Annotated in this window: 20 protein-coding genes; 5 read left to right on the forward strand and 15 right to left on the reverse strand. The window is 57.6% G+C overall.

All coding sequences use genetic code 11. The annotated features are described in order from the left end of the window. Positions 1-232: 232 nt before the first annotated feature. Positions 233-1,456, forward strand: a complete 1,224-nt coding sequence (pepT, locus tag L888_RS0104980) for a peptidase T (RefSeq protein ID WP_027952080.1) — start codon at positions 233-235, stop codon at positions 1,454-1,456. An 89-nt stretch (positions 1,457-1,545) separates the two neighbouring features. Further along, on the forward strand, positions 1,546-3,798 hold the full coding sequence (locus L888_RS0104985) for a cation:proton antiporter (protein WP_005846318.1): 2,253 nt from the start codon (positions 1,546-1,548) through the stop codon (positions 3,796-3,798). Between the two features lie 89 nt (positions 3,799-3,887). Here L888_RS0104985 and L888_RS0104990 read toward each other — a convergent pair whose 3' ends face one another. The 15 genes from L888_RS0104990 to nusB all read right to left on the reverse strand — a co-directional run bounded on the left by L888_RS0104990 (position 3,888) and on the right by nusB (position 19,254). Beyond that, the gene (locus L888_RS0104990; protein ID WP_027952081.1) at positions 3,888-5,078 is read right to left on the reverse strand and encodes a MalY/PatB family protein; all 1,191 of its coding nucleotides are present in this window, start codon (positions 5,076-5,078) and stop codon (positions 3,888-3,890) included. Between the two features lie 69 nt (positions 5,079-5,147). After that, positions 5,148-6,320 (reverse strand): trans-sulfuration enzyme family protein, encoded by a 1,173-nt coding sequence (locus L888_RS0104995; RefSeq protein WP_027952082.1) that lies wholly within the window; start codon positions 6,318-6,320, stop codon positions 5,148-5,150. Between the two features lie 35 nt (positions 6,321-6,355). Continuing rightward, positions 6,356-9,205 carry a putative LPS assembly protein LptD gene (locus L888_RS0105000; RefSeq protein WP_027952083.1) on the reverse strand — a complete coding sequence of 950 codons (2,850 nt, stop codon included), beginning with the start codon at positions 9,203-9,205 and terminating at the stop codon, positions 6,356-6,358. 348 nt (positions 9,206-9,553) lie between these two features. After that, complete coding sequence (locus tag L888_RS0105005) at positions 9,554-10,090, reverse strand: HD domain-containing protein (protein WP_027952084.1); 537 nt, start codon at positions 10,088-10,090, stop codon at positions 9,554-9,556. Between the two features lie 32 nt (positions 10,091-10,122). Further along, positions 10,123-10,641 (reverse strand): hypothetical protein, encoded by a 519-nt coding sequence (locus L888_RS0105010; protein ID WP_027952085.1) that lies wholly within the window; start codon positions 10,639-10,641, stop codon positions 10,123-10,125. Between the two features lie 81 nt (positions 10,642-10,722). Next, positions 10,723-12,501, reverse strand: coding sequence for a biotin/lipoyl-binding protein (locus L888_RS0105015; RefSeq protein ID WP_027952086.1), 1,779 nt, complete (start codon positions 12,499-12,501; stop codon positions 10,723-10,725). Positions 12,502-12,828: 327 nt separating this feature from the next. After that, a complete protein-coding gene (gene queF / locus L888_RS0105025; RefSeq protein WP_027952088.1) occupies positions 12,829-13,293 on the reverse strand; it encodes a preQ(1) synthase in 465 nt (154 codons plus the stop codon). A 3-nt stretch (positions 13,294-13,296) separates the two neighbouring features. Continuing rightward, entirely contained in the window at positions 13,297-13,989 is a 693-nt protein-coding gene (locus L888_RS0105030; protein WP_015310348.1) for a queuosine precursor transporter, read from the reverse strand. A 78-nt stretch (positions 13,990-14,067) separates the two neighbouring features. Continuing rightward, positions 14,068-15,057, reverse strand: coding sequence for a calcium/sodium antiporter (locus L888_RS0105035; RefSeq protein WP_044248685.1), 990 nt, complete (start codon positions 15,055-15,057; stop codon positions 14,068-14,070). Positions 15,058-15,179: 122 nt separating this feature from the next. Then, entirely contained in the window at positions 15,180-15,596 is a 417-nt protein-coding gene (locus tag L888_RS0105040; protein WP_015310347.1) for an Hsp20/alpha crystallin family protein, read from the reverse strand. A gap of 181 nt (positions 15,597-15,777) precedes the next feature. Continuing rightward, positions 15,778-16,221, reverse strand: a complete 444-nt coding sequence (locus L888_RS0105045) for a DUF5606 family protein (protein ID WP_027952091.1) — start codon at positions 16,219-16,221, stop codon at positions 15,778-15,780. Continuing rightward, entirely contained in the window at positions 16,193-16,792 is a 600-nt protein-coding gene (gene coaE, locus L888_RS13400; protein WP_044248709.1) for a dephospho-CoA kinase, read from the reverse strand. Before coaE ends, L888_RS0105045 begins: the two co-directional genes overlap by 29 nt. Then, positions 16,792-17,772 carry a CdaR family protein gene (locus tag L888_RS0105055; protein ID WP_027952092.1) on the reverse strand — a complete coding sequence of 327 codons (981 nt, stop codon included), beginning with the start codon at positions 17,770-17,772 and terminating at the stop codon, positions 16,792-16,794. The genes coaE and L888_RS0105055 overlap by 1 nt, the downstream gene beginning before the upstream one ends. Then, the gene (yajC, locus tag L888_RS0105060; protein ID WP_005846292.1) at positions 17,765-18,085 is read right to left on the reverse strand and encodes a preprotein translocase subunit YajC; all 321 of its coding nucleotides are present in this window, start codon (positions 18,083-18,085) and stop codon (positions 17,765-17,767) included. Before yajC ends, L888_RS0105055 begins: the two co-directional genes overlap by 8 nt. A gap of 47 nt (positions 18,086-18,132) precedes the next feature. Then, positions 18,133-19,254 (reverse strand): transcription antitermination factor NusB, encoded by a 1,122-nt coding sequence (gene nusB, locus L888_RS0105065; protein ID WP_027952093.1) that lies wholly within the window; start codon positions 19,252-19,254, stop codon positions 18,133-18,135. Positions 19,255-19,494: 240 nt separating this feature from the next. Here nusB and L888_RS0105070 point away from each other — a divergent pair, with 240 nt between their 5' ends. From L888_RS0105070 to L888_RS0105080, 3 genes are read left to right on the forward strand one after another with little or no spacing between them, the layout of a single operon-like run. Further along, complete coding sequence (locus L888_RS0105070) at positions 19,495-20,106, forward strand: 50S ribosomal protein L25/general stress protein Ctc (protein ID WP_005846288.1); 612 nt, start codon at positions 19,495-19,497, stop codon at positions 20,104-20,106. A gap of 10 nt (positions 20,107-20,116) precedes the next feature. Further along, positions 20,117-20,695, forward strand: coding sequence for an aminoacyl-tRNA hydrolase (pth, locus tag L888_RS0105075; RefSeq protein ID WP_005846286.1), 579 nt, complete (start codon positions 20,117-20,119; stop codon positions 20,693-20,695). Beyond that, positions 20,692-21,153 carry an RNA-binding S4 domain-containing protein gene (locus L888_RS0105080; RefSeq protein ID WP_044248689.1) on the forward strand — a complete coding sequence of 154 codons (462 nt, stop codon included), beginning with the start codon at positions 20,692-20,694 and terminating at the stop codon, positions 21,151-21,153. Before pth ends, L888_RS0105080 begins: the two co-directional genes overlap by 4 nt. The last annotated feature ends 22 nt before the right edge of the window (positions 21,154-21,175 follow it).

Raw genomic sequence — 21,175 nt, forward strand, 5'->3', positions numbered from 1 at the left:
TTTTTGATACCACTAAACACGTTTTTAACGTTTGGAAAGAGCTGCTTTGAAATGCACCTTTAATATAAAGAAGAAATGACGATGGAAAGAATGATGACAAGAAAAGCGGTAGCATTTTCGCTCATGGTTCCGGGTTGCGGTTCTGCAAGTCGCGGGGGCAAGTCCTGCCGAGAACCCAAATCGGAGCGTTTATTTCAGCATTCAATTCCATCTTAAATACAATTTCGACCTTATGGATATTACCGAAAGATTCATTAATTACACCAAGTTCGACACACAGTCGGCCGAGGATTCCCAAACGGTGCCCAGCACATCCAAACAACTTGTCTTTGCCCGCTATCTTAAAGAAGAGCTTGAACGGGAGGGTCTGACCAATGTGGAGATGGACGACATGGGCTACATCTATGCCACTCTGCCGGCCAACACCAAGAAGAAGACGCCGACCATCGGCTTCATCTCGCACTACGACACGGCACTCGATGCCAGCGGTGCCAACGTCAAGGCCCGTGTGGTGAAGAGCTACGACGGTGACGACATCGAGCTCTCGCCGGGCATTGTCTCCTCCCCAAAGAAGTTTCCGGAGTTGCTGGCCCATCGGGGCGAAGACCTGATTGTGACCGACGGCACCACCCTGCTGGGGGCCGACGACAAGGCGGGCATTGCCGAAATCGTGCAGGCCATGTGCTGGCTGCGCGACCACGACGAGGTGAAGCACGGCGACATCCGCGTAGGCTTCAATCCCGATGAGGAGATAGGCATGGGTGCGCACCACTTCGACGTGGAGAAATTCGGCTGCGACTGGGCCTACACCATGGACGGCGGCGACATCGGCGACCTGGAATACGAGAACTTCAACGCCGCTGCGGCCAAGGTGAGAATCAAGGGTGTGAGCGTGCATACGGGCTACGCCAAGGACAAAATGGTGAATGCCAGCCGACTGGCCTGCGAGTTCAATGCTTTCATTCCCGAGACCGACATCCCCGAAAACACTGAAAGCTATCAGGGATTCTACCATCTGATGGGCATCGACAGCCGCTGCGAGGAGGCCAAGCTGAGCTACATCATCCGCGACCACGACCGCAAACGCTTCGAGGCACGCAAGGACTTCATCAAGGACATTGCCCGCAAGATGAACGAGAAATACGGTGAAGGCACGGTGACCGTGGAGCTGAAGGACCAATATTACAACATGAAGGAGAAGATAGACCCCAACATGTACGTCATCGACATTGTGCTCAAGGCCATGCAGGAAACGGGCGTCACGCCCAAGGTGGAACCCATCCGCGGCGGCACCGACGGCGCACAGCTCTCGTTTCGCGGACTGCCCTGCCCCAACATCTTTGCCGGCGGTGTGAACTTCCACGGTCCTTACGAGTTTGTCTCCGTGCAGGTGATGGAGAAAGCTGTGCAGGTGATTACCAAGATTTGCGAGATCACGGGCACGTTCAACGATTAACCCCCACCCCGCTTCCCTTTTACCAAGCCTCCCCAAGCCCTCTGTCAAGGAGGAGACGGGGGAGGCTTGCGCTTGAATATACTGCTGATATGGCCGAACTTCCCAACCTCGTCAAAGACCTGGCCCTCATTCTTGTCGTGGCCGGAGCCGTGACACTCCTGTTCAAATGGCTGCGCCAGCCCCTCGTGCTGGGCTACATCGTGGCCGGTTTTCTGGTCTCGCCCCACATGCCCTACACCATGTCGGTGATGGACAAAGTGGATGTACGGATCTGGGCAGACATTGGCGTGATGTTCCTGCTCTTCTCTTTGGGACTCGATTTCTCGTTCAAGAAGATACTCAAAATGGGGCTCTCGCCTGTCATTGCGGCCCTCACCATCATTTTTTCGATGATGATGCTGGGGACCATGATGGGGCACGCGTTCGGCTGGAGCCGCATGGACTGCATCTTTCTGGGCGGCATGCTGGCCATGTCGTCCACCACCATCATCTACAAAGCCTTTGACGACACGGGGCTTCGGCAGCAGCATTTTGCCGGTTTGGTGATGAGCGTGCTCATCCTCGAAGACATGCTGGCCATCGTGATGATGGTCATGCTGTCGGCCATTGCCAGCGGCAACAACCCCGACGGCGGACAGATGCTGGGAGCCGTGCTGCGCATCGGTTTCTTCCTCATCTTGTGGTTTGTCGTGGGGCTCTTCGTCATCCCCTCTTTCCTGCGCAGCACCCGCAAGCTGATGACCGACGAAACCATGGTCGTGGTGTCGCTGGGCCTGTGCTGCCTGATGGCCTGGATCTCCACCACGGTGGGCTTCAGTCCGGCATTCGGGGCTTTCATCATGGGCAGCATCCTGGCCGAAACCGTCGAGGCCGACAAGATTATCCGGCTCGTGGAGCCTGTGAAGAGCCTTTTCGGAGCCATTTTTTTCGTCTCTGTGGGCATGCTCGTCGACCCCAAGGTACTCGTCGACTATGCCCTGCCCATCCTTGCTCTCGTGGCGACCATCCTGCTGGGACAGGGCGTGCTGGGCACTGCGGGCTTCGTGCTGAGCGGCCAGTCGCTCAAGACGGCCATGCGCAGCGGCTTCTCCATGGCGCAGATCGGTGAGTTTGCATTCATCATTGCCTCGCTCGGACTGTCGTTGGGGGTCATCAGCAACTTCCTCTACCCCGTGGTGGTAGCCGTCTCGGTCATCACCACATTCCTCACCCCCTACATGATTCACGCGGCCGACCCCTGCTATCAGCTGATAGAACGGCGGCTGCCCAGGAAGTGGACGCGCCGCCTCGACCACCTGGGCGCAGCCCATCAGCATACTGCACAGGAGACGAGCAACTGGAAAAAGCTGTTGCGAAAGATGGGTACCAACGTACTCATCTACACCATCTTGTGCACGGCCATCACCGCGCTCATGCTCACATTCTTCCTTCCTTTCATCCGCCATATCCTGCCCCACTGGTGGGCCAACGGCGTGTGCGGCGTGCTTACACTGCTGATGCTCTCCCCGTTCCTGCGGTCGCTCGTGATGAAAAACAACCGCAGCGAAGAGTTCAAGGCCCTCTGGATTGAGAGCCGGTTCAACCGATTGCCGCTGATGTTTACCGTTCTGGCACGGGTGTTCATCGCCGCCGCCATCCTTTTCTACATCTGCAACTATCTGGCCCGTTTCGCCAATGCCATTGTCATTACGCTGGCCTTGGTGGTCATTGTGCTCATCATCCTGTCGCGAAACCTCAAGAAACGCTCCATCCGTCTGGAGCGCATGTTCATCAAGAATCTGCACAGCCGTGACATCGCAGCCCAGGTTCAAGGTCGCAAACGACCGCTCTACGAGGGGCGGCTGCTCGACCGCGACATCCACATCTCCGACTTCAACGTGCCCGAAGACTCGCTCTGGGCCGGACAATCGCTGATGCAACTGCGCTTTCGCAACCGTTTCGGCGTGCACGTGAGCAGCATTCTGCGCGGCACGCGACGGCTCAACATCCCCAACGGCGAAGCCATCATCTTCCCCGGCGACCGCCTTCAGGTGATTGGTAGCGACGAGCAGCTGCAGCTCTTTGGACAATCCCTGAAAGGAGAGCTGGTGGCCGAAGACAGCCACATTGAGGAGCGAGAAATGAAGTTGCAGAAGCTGATTCTCTCCATGCAGTGCCGTTTTATAGGCAAGACACTGCGCGAAAGCGGCATTCGCAACGACTTCAACGTGATGGTGGTCGGCGTGGAAGAGGGGCAGCAAAACCTCACCCTCATCAACCCGGCACGCCGTTTTGAGCACGGCGACATTATCTGGGTGGTGGGCGAACGCCAGTCGCTCCAGGCACTGATGGCCGTCTGCTGACGCATGTGCAGCCGTCTGCCGACACGAAATAGGCCTCCTGCCGATGCCGTGGCACCAGCAGGAGGCCTGTTCAAGAAGATATTCCCGCCCTACTCCTGACGGCAGGCGGCCACCGCCCCGGCCAAGCGGCGCAACCCCTGCACGACGTAGGCACGGGGCGCACCCACGTTCAGGCGCATGAATCCCTCGCCGCCGGGGCCGAACATCTCACCGTCGTTGAGAGCCAAACGGGCCTTGTCGACAAAGAGATCGATCAGCCGGTCGTGGGTGAGGTGCAGGTCGCGGCAGTCGAGCCACACCAGGAACGAAGCCTGGGGACGCAGCGGCCGCACACCGGGAATGTGCTCGCGGCAAAAGTCCTCCACAAACCTGATGTTGCTTTCCACGGCCGCCAGCATCTGTCTGCGCCACTCCTCGCCTTTGCGGAACGCCGCAATGGTGGCTATGTGGGCAAAGATATGGGCCTCGTCCAGCTCGTTGGCCTTGAGCCAGCCATAGAACTTTTCGCGTATCTCCGCCTGGGGCACGATGGCATAGCTGCTCACGATGCCGGCAATGTTGAACGTCTTTGTGGGGGCCTGAAAGGTGATGCTGATGCTGGCTGCGCGGTCGGACACGCTGGCAAAGGGGATGTGCTTGTGGCCGAAGAGGGCCATGTCGGCATGTATCTCGTCGGAAACAACCAGCAGATGATGGTCGCAACAGAAGTCGGCCAGCCGCTCGAGCGTCTCCCGCGTCCAGCAGATGCCGCCCGGATTGTGGGGATTGCAGAGGATGAGCACCCGGCACTTGTCGTCGCATACACGCTCCAATCCCTCGAAATCCATGTCGTAACCGCCGTCTTCGCGTAGCCGCAACGGGTTCCACACCACTTCGCGGCCATTGGCCCGCGGCGTGAGGAAGAACGGATGGTACACCGGCGGCATCACGATGACCTTCTCATCGGGCTGCACAAAGAGGTTGCAGACCATCCCGATGCCCTTGACAATGCCGGGGATGAACGACACCCACTCGCGCCGAACGTCCCACTGATGATGGCCGAGCACCCAGTCGTGGATGGCCGGAAAGTAGTCGGCCGGCTCCACCGTGTAGCCAAAGATGGGGTGGTCGAGCCGTCGGCGCAGGGCCTCCACGATGTCGGGACACACGGCAAAGCCCATGTCGGCCACCCACATGGGCAGCAAATCGTTGCGCCCCCAGCGCGGCAACAAGGCCTCGTGCATCAGGTCTCCCGTGCCGCGCCGCTCGATAACGGTAGAAAAATCGTAGTTTGCCATCATGCTGTCATTTTAGATTTGAAGATACGAATCCCTAATTTTGAATTTTGAATTCTGAATTTTGAATTGCCCTCAGCCCAGTGCCTGCTCGATGTCGGCCATGAGGTCGTCCACGTCTTCCAGCCCGATGCTCAGGCGAATGGTCGTGTCGAGGATGTCCATGGCGGCCCGCTCGGCCTCGGAGAAATTGCCGAAGATGGTGCTGGCCGGGTGTATGGCCAGCGTGCGGTTGTCGAAAAGGTTGGTGGCGCGGTGGATGAGCGCGAGCCGATCGACAAACCGAAAACAGGCCTCCCGGCTCTCCAGGTCGATGCAAATCATGGCCCCGGCCGTGTCGCCAAACTGTCGACGGGCCAGCGTATGGAACGGATTGTCGGGCAGCCCCACGTAGTTCACCCGGCGAATCTGCGGCAGTGTCTGCATGCGGCGGGCCAGTTCCAGCGCATTTGCCGACTGCACCCGATAGCGGGCGTCGAGTGTTTCGAGGCCCATAGTCTGCAAAAAGGCCACGTTAGGATTCATATAAGCCCCGAGGTTGAAGAGCATTTCGTTTTTCATCGTCCCGGCAAAGCCGGGCGTGGTGCCATAGTCGATGACCAGCCCGCCCAGCGACGTGGCGCCGCCGCTGACGTACTTCGTGCTCGACACCACCTCGATGTCCACGCCCAAGGCATGGGCGCCGAACTGCGTGAAAGGTATTGCCGTGGTGTCGGCCACGAGCGGAATGTGGCGGGCGTGGGCTATGCCGGCCAGCTCTTCGAGACTGGCCACCTCCATCTGCGGGTTGGTGAGTATCTCCAGAAAGAGGCAGCAGGTGTCATCGTCTACCAGCCGTGCCACCTCGGCGGGCCGGGTGAGGTCGGCCAGACGCACCTCCACCCCGAAGCGTCTGAGCGTGGACGTGAAGAGCGAATAGCTGTTGCCGAAGAGGTGCCTCGACGTCACCACGTTCTTGCCCTGCGCTGCCAGCGACATGATGGTGTTGCTGATGGCGGCCATGCCGCTGTTGAGGGCGATGACGGCCGAGGCTCCCGTCACGGCCTTGACGCGCTCCTCGAAGTAGCGTGTCGTGGGATTCTCGCAGCGGCCATAGTCGGGAGCGTCGATGCGGTTGCAGAAAGCGTCGCTCATGATTCGGGCATTGTCGAACTCATAGGCCACGGCATTGTAGACGGGCATGCTCAATGCGTCGAACGCATCCCGGCGGACATAGGGCAGGTGGATGGCTTGTGTTCGCTTCTTCATGGGAAAAATCGTTTTGCCTTGTCGTTTGTTGCGGTTCAATACCACTGCACTGCATTGCTGTATCCGCTGCGCTTGTCGTACTTCAGCGCGTCGGTAAGCGTGGAGGCATTGCAGCGGAACGAGAAGTTGTAGCTGGTGTAAGGGGCCAGCACCACCGAGCAACTCATGTTGAAGCAGTGCAGGTCACGCTGCAGCGAGGCGGTGGTCATGGAGATTTTATGGTTCTCAAAGTCGTAGCCGCTGGAGAAACTGATGTTCCATCCGTCGCTGATGCGCAGATTTCCGCTCATGTTCAGCGTCTGGGAGAACTTGTAGGGATAGCGCATGGTCTTCTCGTTGAAGCGGCCCGAGGTGTTCTCGCGCATGGTGACGCCATAGCCGAACGTGAGCGACCACGGCATGGAGAACCTCATGTAGCCGTCGGCATCGGTCTCGGCCTTGCCGCTGCCGCTCTTCTTGGCGGCCCCGCGCTGCCCCTCGATCATGTCCTCATCGACGTTGCTTTCTATCTTCGGGTCCACGCCCTCCTCGTCGTCCTTGTCTTTTTTCCGGTCGTCGTCACCGTCTCCGCCGAACCATTTCTTCAGCCGCTCGGGGTTGAGGGTGAACGAGAAGTTCTGCGACATGCCCTGAAAGCGGCCGAAGCGTCCCCGCCCCCACTCCGTGTGGTTGCCCACATAGGGCTTGCCGTCGGCGCCTATCTCGTAGGCATAGGTGGCGAAGACGGCGTTCATGTTAAACGTATAACTCTTCCACCACTTCAGTCTGAGCCGTACCGACAGGTCGCTCCAACGGTGGGTGGTGGCGGCCATGTTGTACGACATGGAGGCGCCCAGCTCGTCGATGAGGCTTATTTTCTTGAATCCTGTAGAGTCGTTGTCGCTCTTGACCCTCATCTCCAAGTTGTTGCTCACGTCCCAGGAAATGCTTCCCGTACGTCCCTTGCCGGGCACACCGTAGAGCCCTGTACTATAAGGAGAATACTCCACGAGCGACACATTGCCGTCCGCGTCGGTCTTCTGATAGGTCTGGTAATAGCCATAGCGCGCTGAGCCGAAGTCGGGCGCGTAGCTGAAGCTCACCTGCGGCGTAATGACATGACGGATGGCCTGAATCTTGTCGCCGAAGAGTTTGCGGCTCGGCAACCAGAAACCATAGAGCTTGGTACTGGCCGACACGCTCATGTTCCAGTTGTAAACGTTGTGGAATCCATAGCTCGTGTCGGCCACCTCCACCTGTCTGCGCTCGTCCCACGAACGCGTAACCTTGCTGGCATACATGCGGTCGGTGAAGTTGAACGAGGGCGTGATGTTGATGTAATTGAGCAGTGTAAAGTTGCCGTTCACCGGAATATTGTGCTGCATGCCGTTGCGCCAATCCTTGATGAGATTGGAGTGCAGCAGCTTGTCCTCCTTGGTGCTGATGGAGTTGCTGAGCTGTCCGGTGTAGCTCAGGGAGATTTTCTCGTACCACCGTTCGTTGCCCACCTGATGCCTTCGACGGAACGGATAGAAGCGGCTGAGCGAGACATTGAGGTCGGGCAGCGTCATGGCGATGCTCGAGTCGCGCATGTTTTGCGACAGGTTGGTCGAGGAACTGAGCGACAATCCGAGGCTGGAGAACGTGGTGCTCCAGCTCACCGACGAGGTGCGCGTGGACTGCGTCATGGTCTGTGGATTGTACATACTCGTCAGGTTGTTGCGCTCATAGCTCGACGATGCAAAGTTGACGCTGGCCGAGAGCGAGCTGAACGGGTTGGCCTTGGAGTCCTGCCGGTGGCTCCACTGCAGCTTGAAGCTCTCCTGTTTCTCGAAGTCGGGCAGGCCCTTGTCGCCGGTCTTGGTGTCTTGGAAACTGAAGTAGAACGAGCCGCTGTACTTGTAGCGGCGGCGGTAGTTGCTGGCGGCCGAGATGCCCCAGGAGCCTTTGGTGTAGATCTCGCCCAAGAGCTTGAGGTCCCACTTGTCGCTCATGGCAAAGTAATAGCCGCCGTCGCGCAGGTAGAAGCCCCGGCTGTTCTCGTCGCCGTAAGTGGGCATGATGAAGCCCGAGGAATAGCTCTTGGTGAACGGGAAAAAGCCGTAGGGGATGGCAAAGGGCAGCGGCACGTCGGCCACCACCAGATAGGCCGGGCCGAAGACCACGTCCTTGCCCGGGCGCACCTTGGCCCGCGAGAGGGCGATGTAGAAGTCGGGGTGCTCGTGGTCGCAGGTGGTGTAGCGGCCGTGGGCCAGATATATCTCGCCGTTGTCGTTGCGCTTGGACACCTGGCTGCGCAGGTAGCCGTCCTCTTGCTGGGTATAAGCGTTTTGCACGAGGCCTTTCTTGGTTTTGAAGTTAAAGGCCATGGTGTCGGTGTCGTAGGTGTCGGACCCCATCTTGAACACGGGCCGGCCCTTGATGCCGCCTTTCTCCGTGGAGTCGGCAGTGCCTGTGGCGTGCACCAGACTGCTGTCGAGGCTCATGTATATCTTGTCGCTCTTGAGGTTCATGTTCTCGTAATCCACCTGCGACGCGCCGTAGAGGTGGGCCGTGTTGGTGGCAGCCTCGTAGATGAGCGAGTCCGACGCCTCGTACTGCACGGGGGCGTCGATGCCGTTTTTACGCTTGCGGTTGATGGAATCCAGCCTCACCGAGTCGTCGATGGCCTTGTTGTGATGATAGATGGCCAGCTGCAAGGAGTCCATTCGGGTGGTGTCGGGCAGGTTTGTGCCCACGGCCGTAGAGTCGCTTCCGCGGCGAGCGGCCGCGTTGGAATCATTCTGCAGCGCCGAGTCCTTGCCGGCCCCCGTCCGCTTCTTCCTTGGAAAAAGATTCGCGCCGCTGCCTGCCATGACCAGAACAACGGCACAAAGCCACAATATGATGAATGATTTCGTCCTCATTGAGGTGCAAAAGTACGTAATTAATGGGGAAAAGCCGAGTGTTTTCGTAATTTTAACGTTGCCCCCGCAGGGCCCCGTCGGGCACGCTTGCACCTGCCGTTTATACGGGAAAAAGACGTGCGGAACAGGCCGCCGTCCCACCCTCTTTTGGCGGGCACCGCACCGCGGCCCTGCGACGACGGCGCAAACGCGCTGCGATTGCGCCGTAACGGCCGCGCGATCACGCCGCAATCGCCTCATGAATACGCCGTCATCGCAAGGCGAAAACGGCGTGACGAAATCGGGACGAGAATCCGGCAGCACAGGCATGCGGCCGGAACGGCCCGACGGCCAGCTCGCGCGGCATACTCATTCAAACAACCGTTCCCAGGTCTGGAAGCGTGCGAGGCCGTCGGCTCCGAAGCCGGCCAGGCTGCGTTCGGCCTGGGCCAGCGTCTTCTCGCGGACCAGGTTGGACTTGCTATAGAACTTGTCGGCATAGCAAATCAGCTTTTCCTCCATCGTCTCGGGCAGGAAGTCCATGGGAGGCAAGAGCAGCCCCTGGGCCACAATCTCGCGGGCGGTGAGCCCGGCGCCGGTGTGACGCTCGCACACGCGGGCGTGCCGCTCACAGCCCTCGGCCCGCAGCAGTTCGGCCCCGATGCGGCCGTGGCAGATGTAGGGCTCCGTGCCGTGGCAGGCTATGGAGGGGGCATGGCAGCGGAAGATGCCGATGTCGTGGAGCATGGCGGCCTCCTCCACGAAGCGGCGGTCGAGCCGCAGCTCAGGGTGGGCGTCGACAATGCGCAACGCCCGTGCCGTGACGCTCTGGCTGTGCACCATCAGGATGTGGCGCAGCTCGTTGTCGTCGGGATAGTATCGGTCGATAATGGCTTGGTAATTCATGGTTCTTGCGTTTTACAGATACGGCCGATGGCCTATTCTACCTTGCGGCGGGCACAGCGCATTCCCGGCAGCAACGTCTCGCCATCGAGCAGGGAGAGCGTGGCGGCCAGCTCCTGAAGCAACTCGGGCCAGGCCTTGCACTGGCTGTAGGCAAGGTAAATGGCCAGTGAACGGATGCTGGCCGGGCGGGAAGTGTCGGGGATAAGGGCGAGACAGAAATCCAGAAAACCGGTACAGATCTCCTCTTCGCCGAACGTCTGCGGCCGCAGCAGCGTGAGCAGGAGCCGGCACTTGGTGGGGCTCGCTGTGGTCATAGCCTCCTGCATCAGCTCGTGCCGGTGTTGCCGCAGAAAGGCCGTCGCCACACCTCCCAGATGAGTCAGCACCCAGGCGGCATTGTCGGCCACGCGTTTCTCCTCGGCATAGACCAGCGCGTAGAACTCGTCCACGAGCTGCGTGCCACCGGCCGAACGGGCCTCGGCAGCCCATTCGTCGAGGTCGGCTTTGTGGATGCGCATGCAGAGCCGTGCGCGCAAGGTAGAATCTTTCATGTGTCTGGGGCAAACAAACAGCCCACCCCTGCCGGTTGTCAGACCGGGCCGAGGTGGGCCGTCACGGTGTATGGTGTGTGGTTAGGCTTCGTGTTCGCGCTCGATATAGGCCACCACGTCGCCTTTCTGAACCTTGGAACCCTGCTTGGCGTTGATTTCGACGAGCTTGCCGCCGAGGCCGGCCTTCACCTCTACAAACTCGCCCCACGGAGCCAGAATGTAGCAGAAGGTGTCGCCCTCCCGGTAAGCCTTGCCGATGTAAGGCTCTACGGCCGGTGCGGCCTCGCCCTCGCCCTGGAACTCCCAGAACACCTGACCCTTGACAGGAGCCACCACGGCATCGGCCTTGGCATGCTTGAACTCGGCCAGCTGCTCGGGCGTCACGCTGCCGCCGAGCTCGGCATCCTTGGCCTTTTGCAGGTCGGCCAGCATGTTTTTCTTGGCCTGTCCGCTGCGGAAGTTGCGATACTGCTCGGGGTGCATGGCCAGCTCGAAGAGCTCTTCCTCGTCCTTACCGTAGTCCCAGCCGTTCTCATCCATCTCCTTGCGGAAGTCGTCGAGGGCGTTGGGCAGCAGTGTGTGCGGGTCGGCCTCGGTGAATTCGAGTCCTTTTTTCTTGGCCAACTCCACCAGTTCGTCGTCGATTTGGCCGGGCACCTTGCCGCTTTTGCCCAGAATCATGCCCCACATGGCGTCGTCCATCATGGCATAACGGCCCTTGCCCTGCTCCAAAGTGAGGAGGTTGAAGAGCGCAATGTTCTTGGTGTACTGCGAGAACGGCGTCACGAGGGGTGGGTAGCCCACCCGCGGCCACACATAGGCCACCTCGTCGAAGAGCTTGATGAGCAGGTCGTCAACACTCAGCTCGGGCTCGCCTTTCTTGCGGCGCAGGTTATTGATGGTGCCGTGAATGCCGCCCAAATCGGACATCATCGAGCCCATCATTCCACCGGGAAGGCCGCACGTGAGCAGCAGGGAACTCATCACTTTGTTCTGCGGATTGATGAAGCAGCCCAGCCATTCGTCGATGAATTCCTGGGTGAGGGCGCGTGCTTTCATGTAGGCGCTCATGTTGATTTCGGGCACGTCGAAGCCCGCGTTCTTGAGCATGCTGCGCACAGAAATGACATCCGGGTGTACCTTGCCCCAGGAAAGCGGCTCGATGGCGGTGTCGATGATGTCGGCTCCGTTCTTGCACACCTCCAGGATGGAGGCCATGCTGAGGCCCGGGCCCGAGTGTCCATGGTACTCGATAATGATTTCGGGGTGCTTGTCCTTAATCATTTTCGTGAGCTGACCAAGGAATGCAGGCTGGCCGATGCCGGCCATATCTTTCAGGCAAATCTCCTCGGCGCCGGCTGCAATTTCCTCGTCGGCCAGCTTGGCATAGTACTCAAGCGTGTGCACGGGCGAGGTGGTGATGCAGAGTGTGCCCTGCGGTGTCATGCCGGCTTCCTTGGCCCAACGGATGGAAGGAGCGATGTTTCGGATGTCGTTCAAGCCGTCGAAGATGCGCGGGATGTCCACGCCCTGGGCGTGTTTCACGCGGTACATCATGGCGCGTACGTCGTCGGGCACGGGATACATACGGAGGGCGTTGAGGCCGCGGTCGAGCATATGGGTCTTGATGCCCACCTCGTTGAACGGCTTGCAGAATGTCCGCACGGCATCGTTGGGGTTCTCGCCGGCCAGCAGCTGCACCTGCTCGAAGGCGCCGCCATTGGTTTCCACGCGGGCGAAACAACCCATATCGATAATCACCGGGGCGATGCGCTCCAGCTGATCCTTGCGTGGCTGGAACTTGCCAGAGCTCTGCCACATGTCCCGATAGACGAGACTGAACTGAATTTTCTTGCTCATTATTTCTTCAATTATTGTTGCCTTAACTGCGATAAAGGCGTGCAACGGCTCCGAAAAAGGCCTCGACGAGCCAATGCCGCCCCATTACTAAGGCTGCAAAATTAGCCAAAAAAAAACAAAAAACCGAGCAACGCGTTGTTTTTTTATGATTTATAAGGAACTTCGCACCGGCCACAGCCCAAATGTCCGGGCCCTGCCAAGGGCTGTACCTGCCGTCTGCAACCTTGCCGGCAATGAAAATAAAAAACATCGTTGCACCGTTGCCGGCCGCCAACATGACGGCAACGGGAAACGGTGCAACGATGGAAAGACGGTGCGGGAGCAGGGCTACAACCCGTGACGGGCAAAGCGAGTGTCGGCCAATTGTTCGTACCGGGTGCCCGGCCGCCCATAATTGGCATAAGGGTAAATGCTGATGCCGCCCCGCGGAGTGAAGATGCCCGTCACCTCAATATACTTGGGATTCATCAGCTTCACAAGGTCTTTCATGATGATGTTCACGCAGTCCTCGTGGAAATCGCCGTGGTTGCGGAAGCTGAAGAGATAGAGTTTCAGGCTCTTGCTCTCCACCATGCGCTCGCCTGGAACGTAGCTGATACGGATCTCCGCAAAGTCGGGCTGGCCCGTAATGGGGCACAATGAGGTGAACTCCGGACAGTTGAACTGCACCCAATAGTCGTTGTCGGGGTGCTTGTTGACAAAGGTTTCCAGCACCTCGGGGGCGTAGTCCGTGCGGTACTGGGTCTTGGCCCCGAGTGCCTGCAGCCCGTCTGCCTTTCTGTTGTCTTCCATGCCTTATCCCAAACTAAAGATTTTCCAAACGTTGTAGCTGATGCCACGGTCGTAGACATCCGCGCCCTCGTGCCGCTTCAAGGCACGAACCACGCGTATGGTAACGGGCAGGGCCACCACCTCGTAGACGGTCTTGAGCACCACCTGCCAAAGCATCAGCGCGGGAAGCTCGCCAGCCGGCACCACGCCGCCCAGGGCCAGGGGGAAGAAAATCAGGGAGTCGCAGCTCTCGCCAGCCACCGTACTGAGGATGGCGCGGGCCGAGAAATGCCGGCCGCCGTCGCGAATCTTCATGCGGCTCATCACATAGGCATTGATGAAACTGCCCACCACGAAAGCCACAAACGAGGCCATGGCAATGCGGGGAGCCAGGCCGAAGATGGCGTGGAAGCCCTCGTCATTGTGCCAATAGGAGGCACCGGGGATGGCGTCGCAGAGTGCACCGAGGGCCACGAAGAAGAAATTCATGGCAAAGCCCGTCCAGATGAGCAGACGTGCCTTGCGAAATCCCCAGACCTCGCACACGCAGTCGTTGATGATGTAAGACACGGGAAAGACGATCAGACCGCCTGTCAGGCTGATGGGGCCCACCGCAATTTGCTTTGTTTCGAGCACGTTTGCCGCAATGAGGCAAACGCAAAAGAGAATGCTGAAAAGCATAAACAGCACACTTACGCTTTGCTTTTGTTCTGTCATAATCTTGTTTTTAAAGAGGTTTACCAAGCACTCTATGCGGCTGCAAAGTTACGAAAAAGATTCCGTAACGCCGCCTTTTCAAACCGTATATCCTATTAGATAAGTCATATAGCCCACAAATGCAAGCGTCAGCACCGCGCCTTCCCACCGCTCGATACGGAGTTTTGTAAACGAGAAAAGCCACAGCAGTATCATCGAAACCACCATCACCGAGAGGTCGGTCTGGGTAATGCCCTGCATGACCATGGGGCTCACCATGCCTGTGATTCCCAGAATGAGGAGGATATTGAACACGTTCGACCCCAGCACATTGCCGATGGCGATGCCGCTGTTGCCCCTGCTCGCGGCCACTACGCTGGTGGCCAGTTCGGGCATCGACGTGCCGCAGGCCACAATGGTGAGGCCGATGATGGCGTCGCTCACGCCCAGCGTTCGGGCCACGGCCGAGGCATTGTCCACAAAAACGTCGGAGCCCAGGATGAGTGCGGCCAGTCCCACCGTGAGCAATGTCACGACCTTGAGGGGGTGCATCGGGGGATTGGCGGGCCCGGTCTCTTTGTTTTCGCCCTGTTCTACCCCATCCTGCCGGGCGCCACGCAGGGTAATGGTCATGAAAATCAGGAATAACGCCAAGAGCAACAACGCATCCAATCGGTTCACATTGCCGTCGAGACACATCATCAACAGCACGACCGAGGCAACCAATGCAAAGGGAATGTCCTTGCGAACCGTGGTTCGAAGGATGGTGATGGGGGCCACAACGGCGGCACATCCCACAATCAGCAAGGCGTTGAAAATGTTGCTTCCCACGACGTTGCCCACGGCCAAGTCGGGCGTCCCGTTGATGGCCGACATGAGGCTTACGAAGAATTCGGGCATCGACGTGCCCATGGCCACAATGGTGAGACCGATGACAATTTGGGGGATGCCCATGCGTTCGGCCAGCCCCACGGCCCCTTTGGTGAGCAGATCGGCGCCTTCAAGCACCACGGCAATGCCCGCAACAAGAATCAATACCTGCAGCCACATCTGTTGTGGAACCATGCTGAAAAGGACGAGTGTGTACATTTCGCTTCGAGATTTTAGGCTGCAAAGGTAACGAAAAAGCCCTGGATATTCTCATATCCGGGGCTTAAAATCTAACAATCACATCATTTATGCAGTTGCCCTAATGCGGGCTCGGGCTGCCATTAGCCTACCTCGATGGAACGAACTACCTGCTGCTCCTGCCGGCTTACCTTGGGCAGGTCTACGGTGAGCACGCCGTCGGCCACGCGGGCGGTAATCTTTTGCCGGTCTACATCGTCGGGCAGGATGAGCGTCTGCTCGAACTTGGCGTAAGCAAACTCGCGCCGCAGGTAGTGTGCGGGGTCGTCGCCAGACTTCTGCTGCCTCTCCATCTTGATGGTCAGGTCGCCGTCTGCATTGACGTTGACATCGAAATCCTCCTTCTTCAGTCCGGGTGCAGCAAGCTCTACGGTGTACTGCGTGGCGCTCTCCAGCACGTTGATGGCCGGGGCCGTGGCGTTGGTGCGGGGCATTCTGTTTGTATCAAAGAAGTCGTTAAAAACTTCTGGAAGCCAATTGTTACGTGTGTACATTGTCATATCTCCTATCATTAAAGTGTTAAACATCATTGTTTACACCCTCCATAGGACAAACCCCGTACCAACGCAAGCCGTATGACATGATGTCATACAATGGCAGACATATTGACGCTTTCTCGTGGAGACACCCAGATACACCAGTCCCCCACCGCCGTTGGGGCAATGGGGGACTGGTGTTGCTCTATTCGGCGTCCTTGCTATCGTCCGCGTTGTCACCCTCGGTCGGGGCCAGCACAGACTTGAAATCGGTGTAACCGTTGTTCACCAGAATGTTATACCACTGCAAAAGTTTCTTTATATCACTGTCGTGCACCCTGTCTTGGTCGAAGTTGGGCAGCACCTCGGCAAAGTAAGCACGCAGCTCCTGGGACGTGCATTTCTTGTAGTTGAGGGAGCAAGGCTTCTGTTCTTCTTTCTCGCCCACCTTAGCAAGCACCTCCCAAAGGGCGATGTCCTCGGCATCAGTGTACATGGCAATGTCGCCCAGACTCGTCACGCGGTCGCTCGAAAAGGCCGGTATGCGGCGGTGTGCCTCGTCAATTGTCTCTACGATGAGATTCATTTTGCCGCGCGACACCAGCCTGTACAGCCCGGGCTTACCGGCAATCGAAAGTATTGTCTCCATTTTTTGCTTTTATGTTTAAATAGTTGAATAATCCATTGATTTGCTTGTTCAAGTCGTGGTGGCCGTCATTTTCTATCACGTAGTGGCAGCGCTGCGCCATGTCCTGCTGGGGCATCTGACTGTCTATCCAGGCCATGGCCCGCTCGTGCGACAGGTTGTCGCGCTGCATCACCCGGTTCAAGCGTACTTCTGTCGGGGCCGTTACGCCCACGTAGACATCGAAAGGGACACGACGATCAAAGCCTGATTCAAAGAGGACGGCACTCTCCAACCACTGGCATCCGCTCTGCATGAAGTCGCGTGCTACGGCAGGATGCACCACGCCGTTCACCGCTTGTTTGTTGGCTTCTGAGGCCAACAAGAAGCGGGCAAGCACCGGTTTCTGCAACACCTTATTAATATAGACACCCTCGCCAACCAGTCTTTGCAGGTCGGCTTGCAGTTGCAGGTCGGTACGCATCAGTCGCTTGGCGGCCTCGTCGCAGTCATAAACCTTAATGCCGCGGGCTTCAAGTAGCTGGCATACGTGGCTCTTGCCACTGCCAATGCCTCCTGTAATGGCTATCCGCATCATTGATGCTCGATGAGATAATCCACCTGTTGCACCTCCAACCGGGCACTGTTCACCCCTTGTGGCTTGGCCCGCAGATAGAGTTTACACTTATCCGAGGGATGCGCGGCCACCTCACGGTAATCCACAACCACCTGAAAATCGGTCGCCTTAATCAGACGGTACATGCTCGCCCCCACTGTGAAGCTCACCTTGACACGCTGTGGGAACGTGCGCACCACCAAGTCGTCGGGCTTGTTGATGGTCGTGATGGGCACCTCGACACTCTCTTCAGTCAGGATGTCGGGATAGAGCGCGAGCTTCACGCTCTGCGGCACTATCTTGACGCCAGGCATTGATTTGAGCCTCACCTCACATACCACCGTATCCTCAAAGTTCACTATATCGAGGTACTCCGTGAGCACATTTTCGAGGCTGTCCAGCTTGCTTTTGCTGGCATAGACGGTCACTCGCTCGGGCCAGAACTGCACATGGGCCAGATAATAGTTCTTGGCCGGCACAATATGTCCCGACAATCGCACCTTCACTTCCTTGTTGCGGCCATAGTTGAAGTAGAATTCCAGCCGGTCGGCCTTGAGGCCGGTGAGTGTCGACGAGGCCGACAACTGTTGGCGAACATACTTCTGCAAGTCGCCCACCGGCACTTGCCCGTGGCCCGTCTGCTTGTTGGCATAGGTGTTGAAATTGAGCTGCACGGGATGCAATCCGTCGCTCATGGAATAAGAAAGCAGCATGAATCCCTTGTCGCGCACGGTGACCCGCACCGTATCCGACATGCTGGAGGTCATCACTACATTCTTTGGAGCCCCAACCAAACGCACGGCCACGGGAAACTCTTTCTCGTAGGTCTCGTTGAGAGTCATCATCAACCAGAAGATGCCGCTCAAGGCAAGAAAGAACAGAAAAATCAGAAACTCCTTGTGCATCCAGCCAAACAAGAAGTTCCTGACCAGTTGATATATCTGCTTCAGACTATGCATTAGGTTGCTGCTGGGCTGCGTCGGCAAACACATAACCCTTGTCAACCGTCACGACCACGCCGCGGTCGATCTCGACTTCCACGGCATTTCGGTTCAGGTCGACACGCTTCACAGTGCCATAAATGCCACCGCCGATGACCACCTTAGTCCCTTCTTGCAGGGCGTTCTGGAACTCACGAAGCTTCTTCTGCTTCTTCTGCTGCGGACGAATCATGAAAAACCACATGATGGCAAAGATGGCCACCAGCATAATTAGCATGCCACTCATGCCGCCTCCTTGGGCTGCCTGTGCAGCCAATACGAATGTACTCATTATTTAATTGTCTGATTTTATATGTTTATAACGTTGGCAGGGGTGCGTCACTCCTGTGTCTCTTCCGGCCCGCTCTGCGGTTCCCCGTCACCCGGTTCCGGTTGTGGCTCGGCGGAAACCGGCTCAGACGCAGGTTGTGGGGCCAGTTGCTCGTTCACGCGCGGCCGGTGCACGAAGCGCACAGGGCCGCCGCCACCCTCGCGACGACGATAGTCGGACTCGGGTCTGCGCTGGCGCAGCTCGGGCATTTCCTTCATCATCTTGCCGTTTTGAATGAGGTAACGGGCTATGGCGTCAAGCATGCCGTTGATGTAAGAGCCGCTACGCGGCGTGGAATAGAGCTTGGCAAGCTCCACATATTCGTTGATGGTCACCGTGACAGGAATGCCCGGAAACGTGAGCATTTCGGCGATGGCGATTTGCATAATCACCACATCCATATAGGCTAGGCGGCCAAAATCCCAGTTGCGCGACGTGTCGCTCATGTACCGCTGATAGGTATCGGCATTGAGAATAGTGGCTCGAAAGAGCTTGCGGGCAAAGTCTTTGTCCTCCTCGTCCTTGTATTCGGGCAGCAGTTCCTGCTTGTTTTTGTTCTTCGGATCGAACCGTTTGATGGTCTTCAGCACGAAAGTATCCACCGTTTCCTTATCGTCGTTCCAATAGAGACTCTTCTCTTCGAGCAGGGCATCCAGGTCGGCATTCTCCTGAATGAGCTGGCGATAGAGCTTGCGCCACAGCTCCCGGTCGGTATCATAGTCGGTTGTGGGCTCGGCCATATACTCGTTGTAGGCCTCGGACTGCTCTATTTGGTTGCAGAGTTTACGCACGAATTCGATGTCGTCGTCCCAAGTCAGCTTCTTGTCCTCAATGAATCCGTTGAGCATTTTGTTCTCTTCCAACTGCACGGCAAACTGGTTGAAAGCAAACTTCTGCGAGGGTGCCTCACCGCCTTCACGCTCTGCACGCTGGGTGAGCACGTCACAACGGTGCCGCTCTTCGCGGGTGACAGCCACGATGAGTTGCAGCAAATGATTGTACAAGTCGTATGCTTTGGACAGGCTGAAAAGCAGCTCTTTCTCGGCGGTGTCCATATTCTTGTTGCCGTTTTGATAGTAAGCATAGGTTAATTGAACGACCTTAATGCGAATTAAATCCCTATTGATCATTATTCTTACTTTACGTTGCGTTTTGTTGATATTACACTGCAAAAGTAGTCAAAAATCCCTTGACATGCAAGAATTACGGGAATAAAACTTCGGTTTTTTAGAGAAACTTTGCACAATTCTTGGCGTAAACAAATAAAAATACTACCTTTGCACCGCTTTTTCAGATTGGTAAAGTGATTTCCAGTGTGATGGCGAATTAATATCATTTTAATTTAGAGTAACACCATTAAAAGTAAAATCATGAAAGAAATTAGTATTTCCGGCAAGAAGCGTGAGACCGTAGGCAAGAAAGCCACCAAGGCTCTCCGCAAGGAAGGATTCGTTCCCTGCAACCTTTATGGCGAGGAGAGGGAGAATGGCAAGCCTGTTGCCATTGCTTTCGCAGTCTCTTTCAGCGAACTCCGCAAGCTCATCTACACACCTCATATCTATGTCATCAGGGTCAATCTTGACGGTGTAGACCACACGGCCGTGATGAAAGAGATTCAGTTCCACCCGGTGACCGACGCTCCCCTGCACGTTGACTTCTTCGAGGTGAACGACCAGAAGCCCATCACCATCGGCATTCCCGTGAAGCTCGTGGGCCTTGCCCAGGGTGTGCGCGACGGCGGCCGCATGAACCTCTCCATCCGCAAAATCAACGTGACCGCTCCCTACCAGCAGATTCCCGAGCACCTCGACGTGGACGTAACAGCCCTGAAGATTGGCAAGAGCATCAAGGTGGGCGAGCTCTCTTACGAGGGCATCGAGATTGCTACCAGCAAGGATGTGGTGGTTTGCTCCGTCAAGATGACACGTAACGCAGCCACTGCCGCCGCCACTACCGAGGAGGAAAGCACTGCCGCTGAGTAATCGTCGCTGAATGGACAAGTACTTGATTTGTGGTCTGGGCAACCCCGGCGCCGAATATGCCGGTACCCGCCACAACACAGGATTCATGATATTGGACGCTTTTGCCAAAGCGTCCAATATTTGTTTTGAGGACAGGCGTTACGCCTTCGTGGCCCAGACCATGCTCAAGGGCCGAAAGATCATGCTCATCAAACCCACCACTTTCATGAACCTCAGCGGCAACGCCGTGCGCTATTGGCTCAACGAGGAGCGCATAGACCAAGGCCGTCTGCTCGTCGTCAGCGACGACGTGGCCCTGCCGCTCGGCGACTTCCGTCTGAAAGCCAACGGCAGCAACGGCGGCCACAACGGGCTGGGGCACATCATCCAGCTCATCGGCGACGAGTTTGCGCGGCTGCGCGTGGGCGTGGGCAACGACTATCCGCGCGGCGGGCAAATCGACTGGGTGCTGGGCCGATACTCCGAAGACGAGCTGAAACAGCTACAGCCCACGCTCGACCTGGGCGTGGACATCATCAAAAGTTTCGTGCTGCAGGGCATCGGCAACACGATGAACCAATACAACAAATTAGGCAAACACAAGCAATGACCCCCGAAACCTCCCAACCCCGCATGCCCAAGAGCGGCCCATCGGCCCGCATCGACAAGTGGCTCTGGGCAGCCCGCATCTACAAGACGCGCTCCATGGCCGTCGACGCCATCAAGAACAGCCGGGTGACCATTGGCGGAACCAACGTCAAGCCGAGCCACACGGTCAAGGCCGGCGACGTGGTCAGCGTGAAGAAGCCGCCCATTACCTACAGTTTCAAGGTGCTGGCCTGCATCGAGCAGCGCGTGGGGCCCAAACTGGTGCCCCAGGTTTACGAAAACGTCACCGACCCCAAGCAGTACGAACTGCTCGAGATGAGCCGTATCAGCGGCTTCGTGGATCGCGCCCGCGGCACGGGCCGGCCCACCAAGAAAGACCGCCGGGCCATGGATGCCTTTGTCGATCCGGCCCTGTTTGGCTTCGACGACGGCGACGACTGGGCCGACGACACGCCCTGACTCCGGCCTGCCCCACCCCCGA

Source organism: Hallella seregens ATCC 51272, from assembly GCF_000518545.1.
GTDB lineage: Bacteria > Bacteroidota > Bacteroidia > Bacteroidales > Bacteroidaceae > Prevotella > Prevotella seregens.

Excerpts from the sequence above, each read along its gene's own strand:
- coaE (WP_044248709.1), bottom strand. The coding sequence starts at position 16,792 with ATGCGGATAGCCATTACAGGAGGCATTGGCAGTGGCAAGAGCCACGTA.
- L888_RS0105080 (WP_044248689.1), top strand. The coding sequence starts at position 20,692 with ATGACCCCCGAAACCTCCCAACCCCGCATGCCCAAGAGCGGCCCATCG.
- L888_RS0105015 (WP_027952086.1), bottom strand. The coding sequence starts at position 12,501 with ATGAGCAAGAAAATTCAGTTCAGTCTCGTCTATCGGGACATGTGGCAG.
- L888_RS0105070 (WP_005846288.1), top strand. The coding sequence starts at position 19,495 with ATGAAAGAAATTAGTATTTCCGGCAAGAAGCGTGAGACCGTAGGCAAG.
- L888_RS0105040 (WP_015310347.1), bottom strand. The coding sequence starts at position 15,596 with ATGACAATGTACACACGTAACAATTGGCTTCCAGAAGTTTTTAACGAC.
- pth (WP_005846286.1), top strand. The coding sequence starts at position 20,117 with ATGGACAAGTACTTGATTTGTGGTCTGGGCAACCCCGGCGCCGAATAT.
- pepT (WP_027952080.1), top strand. The coding sequence starts at position 233 with ATGGATATTACCGAAAGATTCATTAATTACACCAAGTTCGACACACAG.
- L888_RS0104985 (WP_005846318.1), top strand. The coding sequence starts at position 1,546 with ATGGCCGAACTTCCCAACCTCGTCAAAGACCTGGCCCTCATTCTTGTC.
- L888_RS0105005 (WP_027952084.1), bottom strand. The coding sequence starts at position 10,090 with ATGAATTACCAAGCCATTATCGACCGATACTATCCCGACGACAACGAG.
- yajC (WP_005846292.1), bottom strand. The coding sequence starts at position 18,085 with ATGAGTACATTCGTATTGGCTGCACAGGCAGCCCAAGGAGGCGGCATG.
- L888_RS0105045 (WP_027952091.1), bottom strand. The coding sequence starts at position 16,221 with ATGGAGACAATACTTTCGATTGCCGGTAAGCCCGGGCTGTACAGGCTG.
- L888_RS0105035 (WP_044248685.1), bottom strand. The coding sequence starts at position 15,057 with ATGTACACACTCGTCCTTTTCAGCATGGTTCCACAACAGATGTGGCTG.
- L888_RS0105000 (WP_027952083.1), bottom strand. The coding sequence starts at position 9,205 with ATGAGGACGAAATCATTCATCATATTGTGGCTTTGTGCCGTTGTTCTG.
- L888_RS0104990 (WP_027952081.1), bottom strand. The coding sequence starts at position 5,078 with ATGATGGCAAACTACGATTTTTCTACCGTTATCGAGCGGCGCGGCACG.
- nusB (WP_027952093.1), bottom strand. The coding sequence starts at position 19,254 with ATGATCAATAGGGATTTAATTCGCATTAAGGTCGTTCAATTAACCTAT.
- L888_RS0105010 (WP_027952085.1), bottom strand. The coding sequence starts at position 10,641 with ATGAAAGATTCTACCTTGCGCGCACGGCTCTGCATGCGCATCCACAAA.
- L888_RS0104995 (WP_027952082.1), bottom strand. The coding sequence starts at position 6,320 with ATGAAGAAGCGAACACAAGCCATCCACCTGCCCTATGTCCGCCGGGAT.
- L888_RS0105055 (WP_027952092.1), bottom strand. The coding sequence starts at position 17,772 with ATGCATAGTCTGAAGCAGATATATCAACTGGTCAGGAACTTCTTGTTT.
- L888_RS0105030 (WP_015310348.1), bottom strand. The coding sequence starts at position 13,989 with ATGACAGAACAAAAGCAAAGCGTAAGTGTGCTGTTTATGCTTTTCAGC.
- queF (WP_027952088.1), bottom strand. The coding sequence starts at position 13,293 with ATGGAAGACAACAGAAAGGCAGACGGGCTGCAGGCACTCGGGGCCAAG.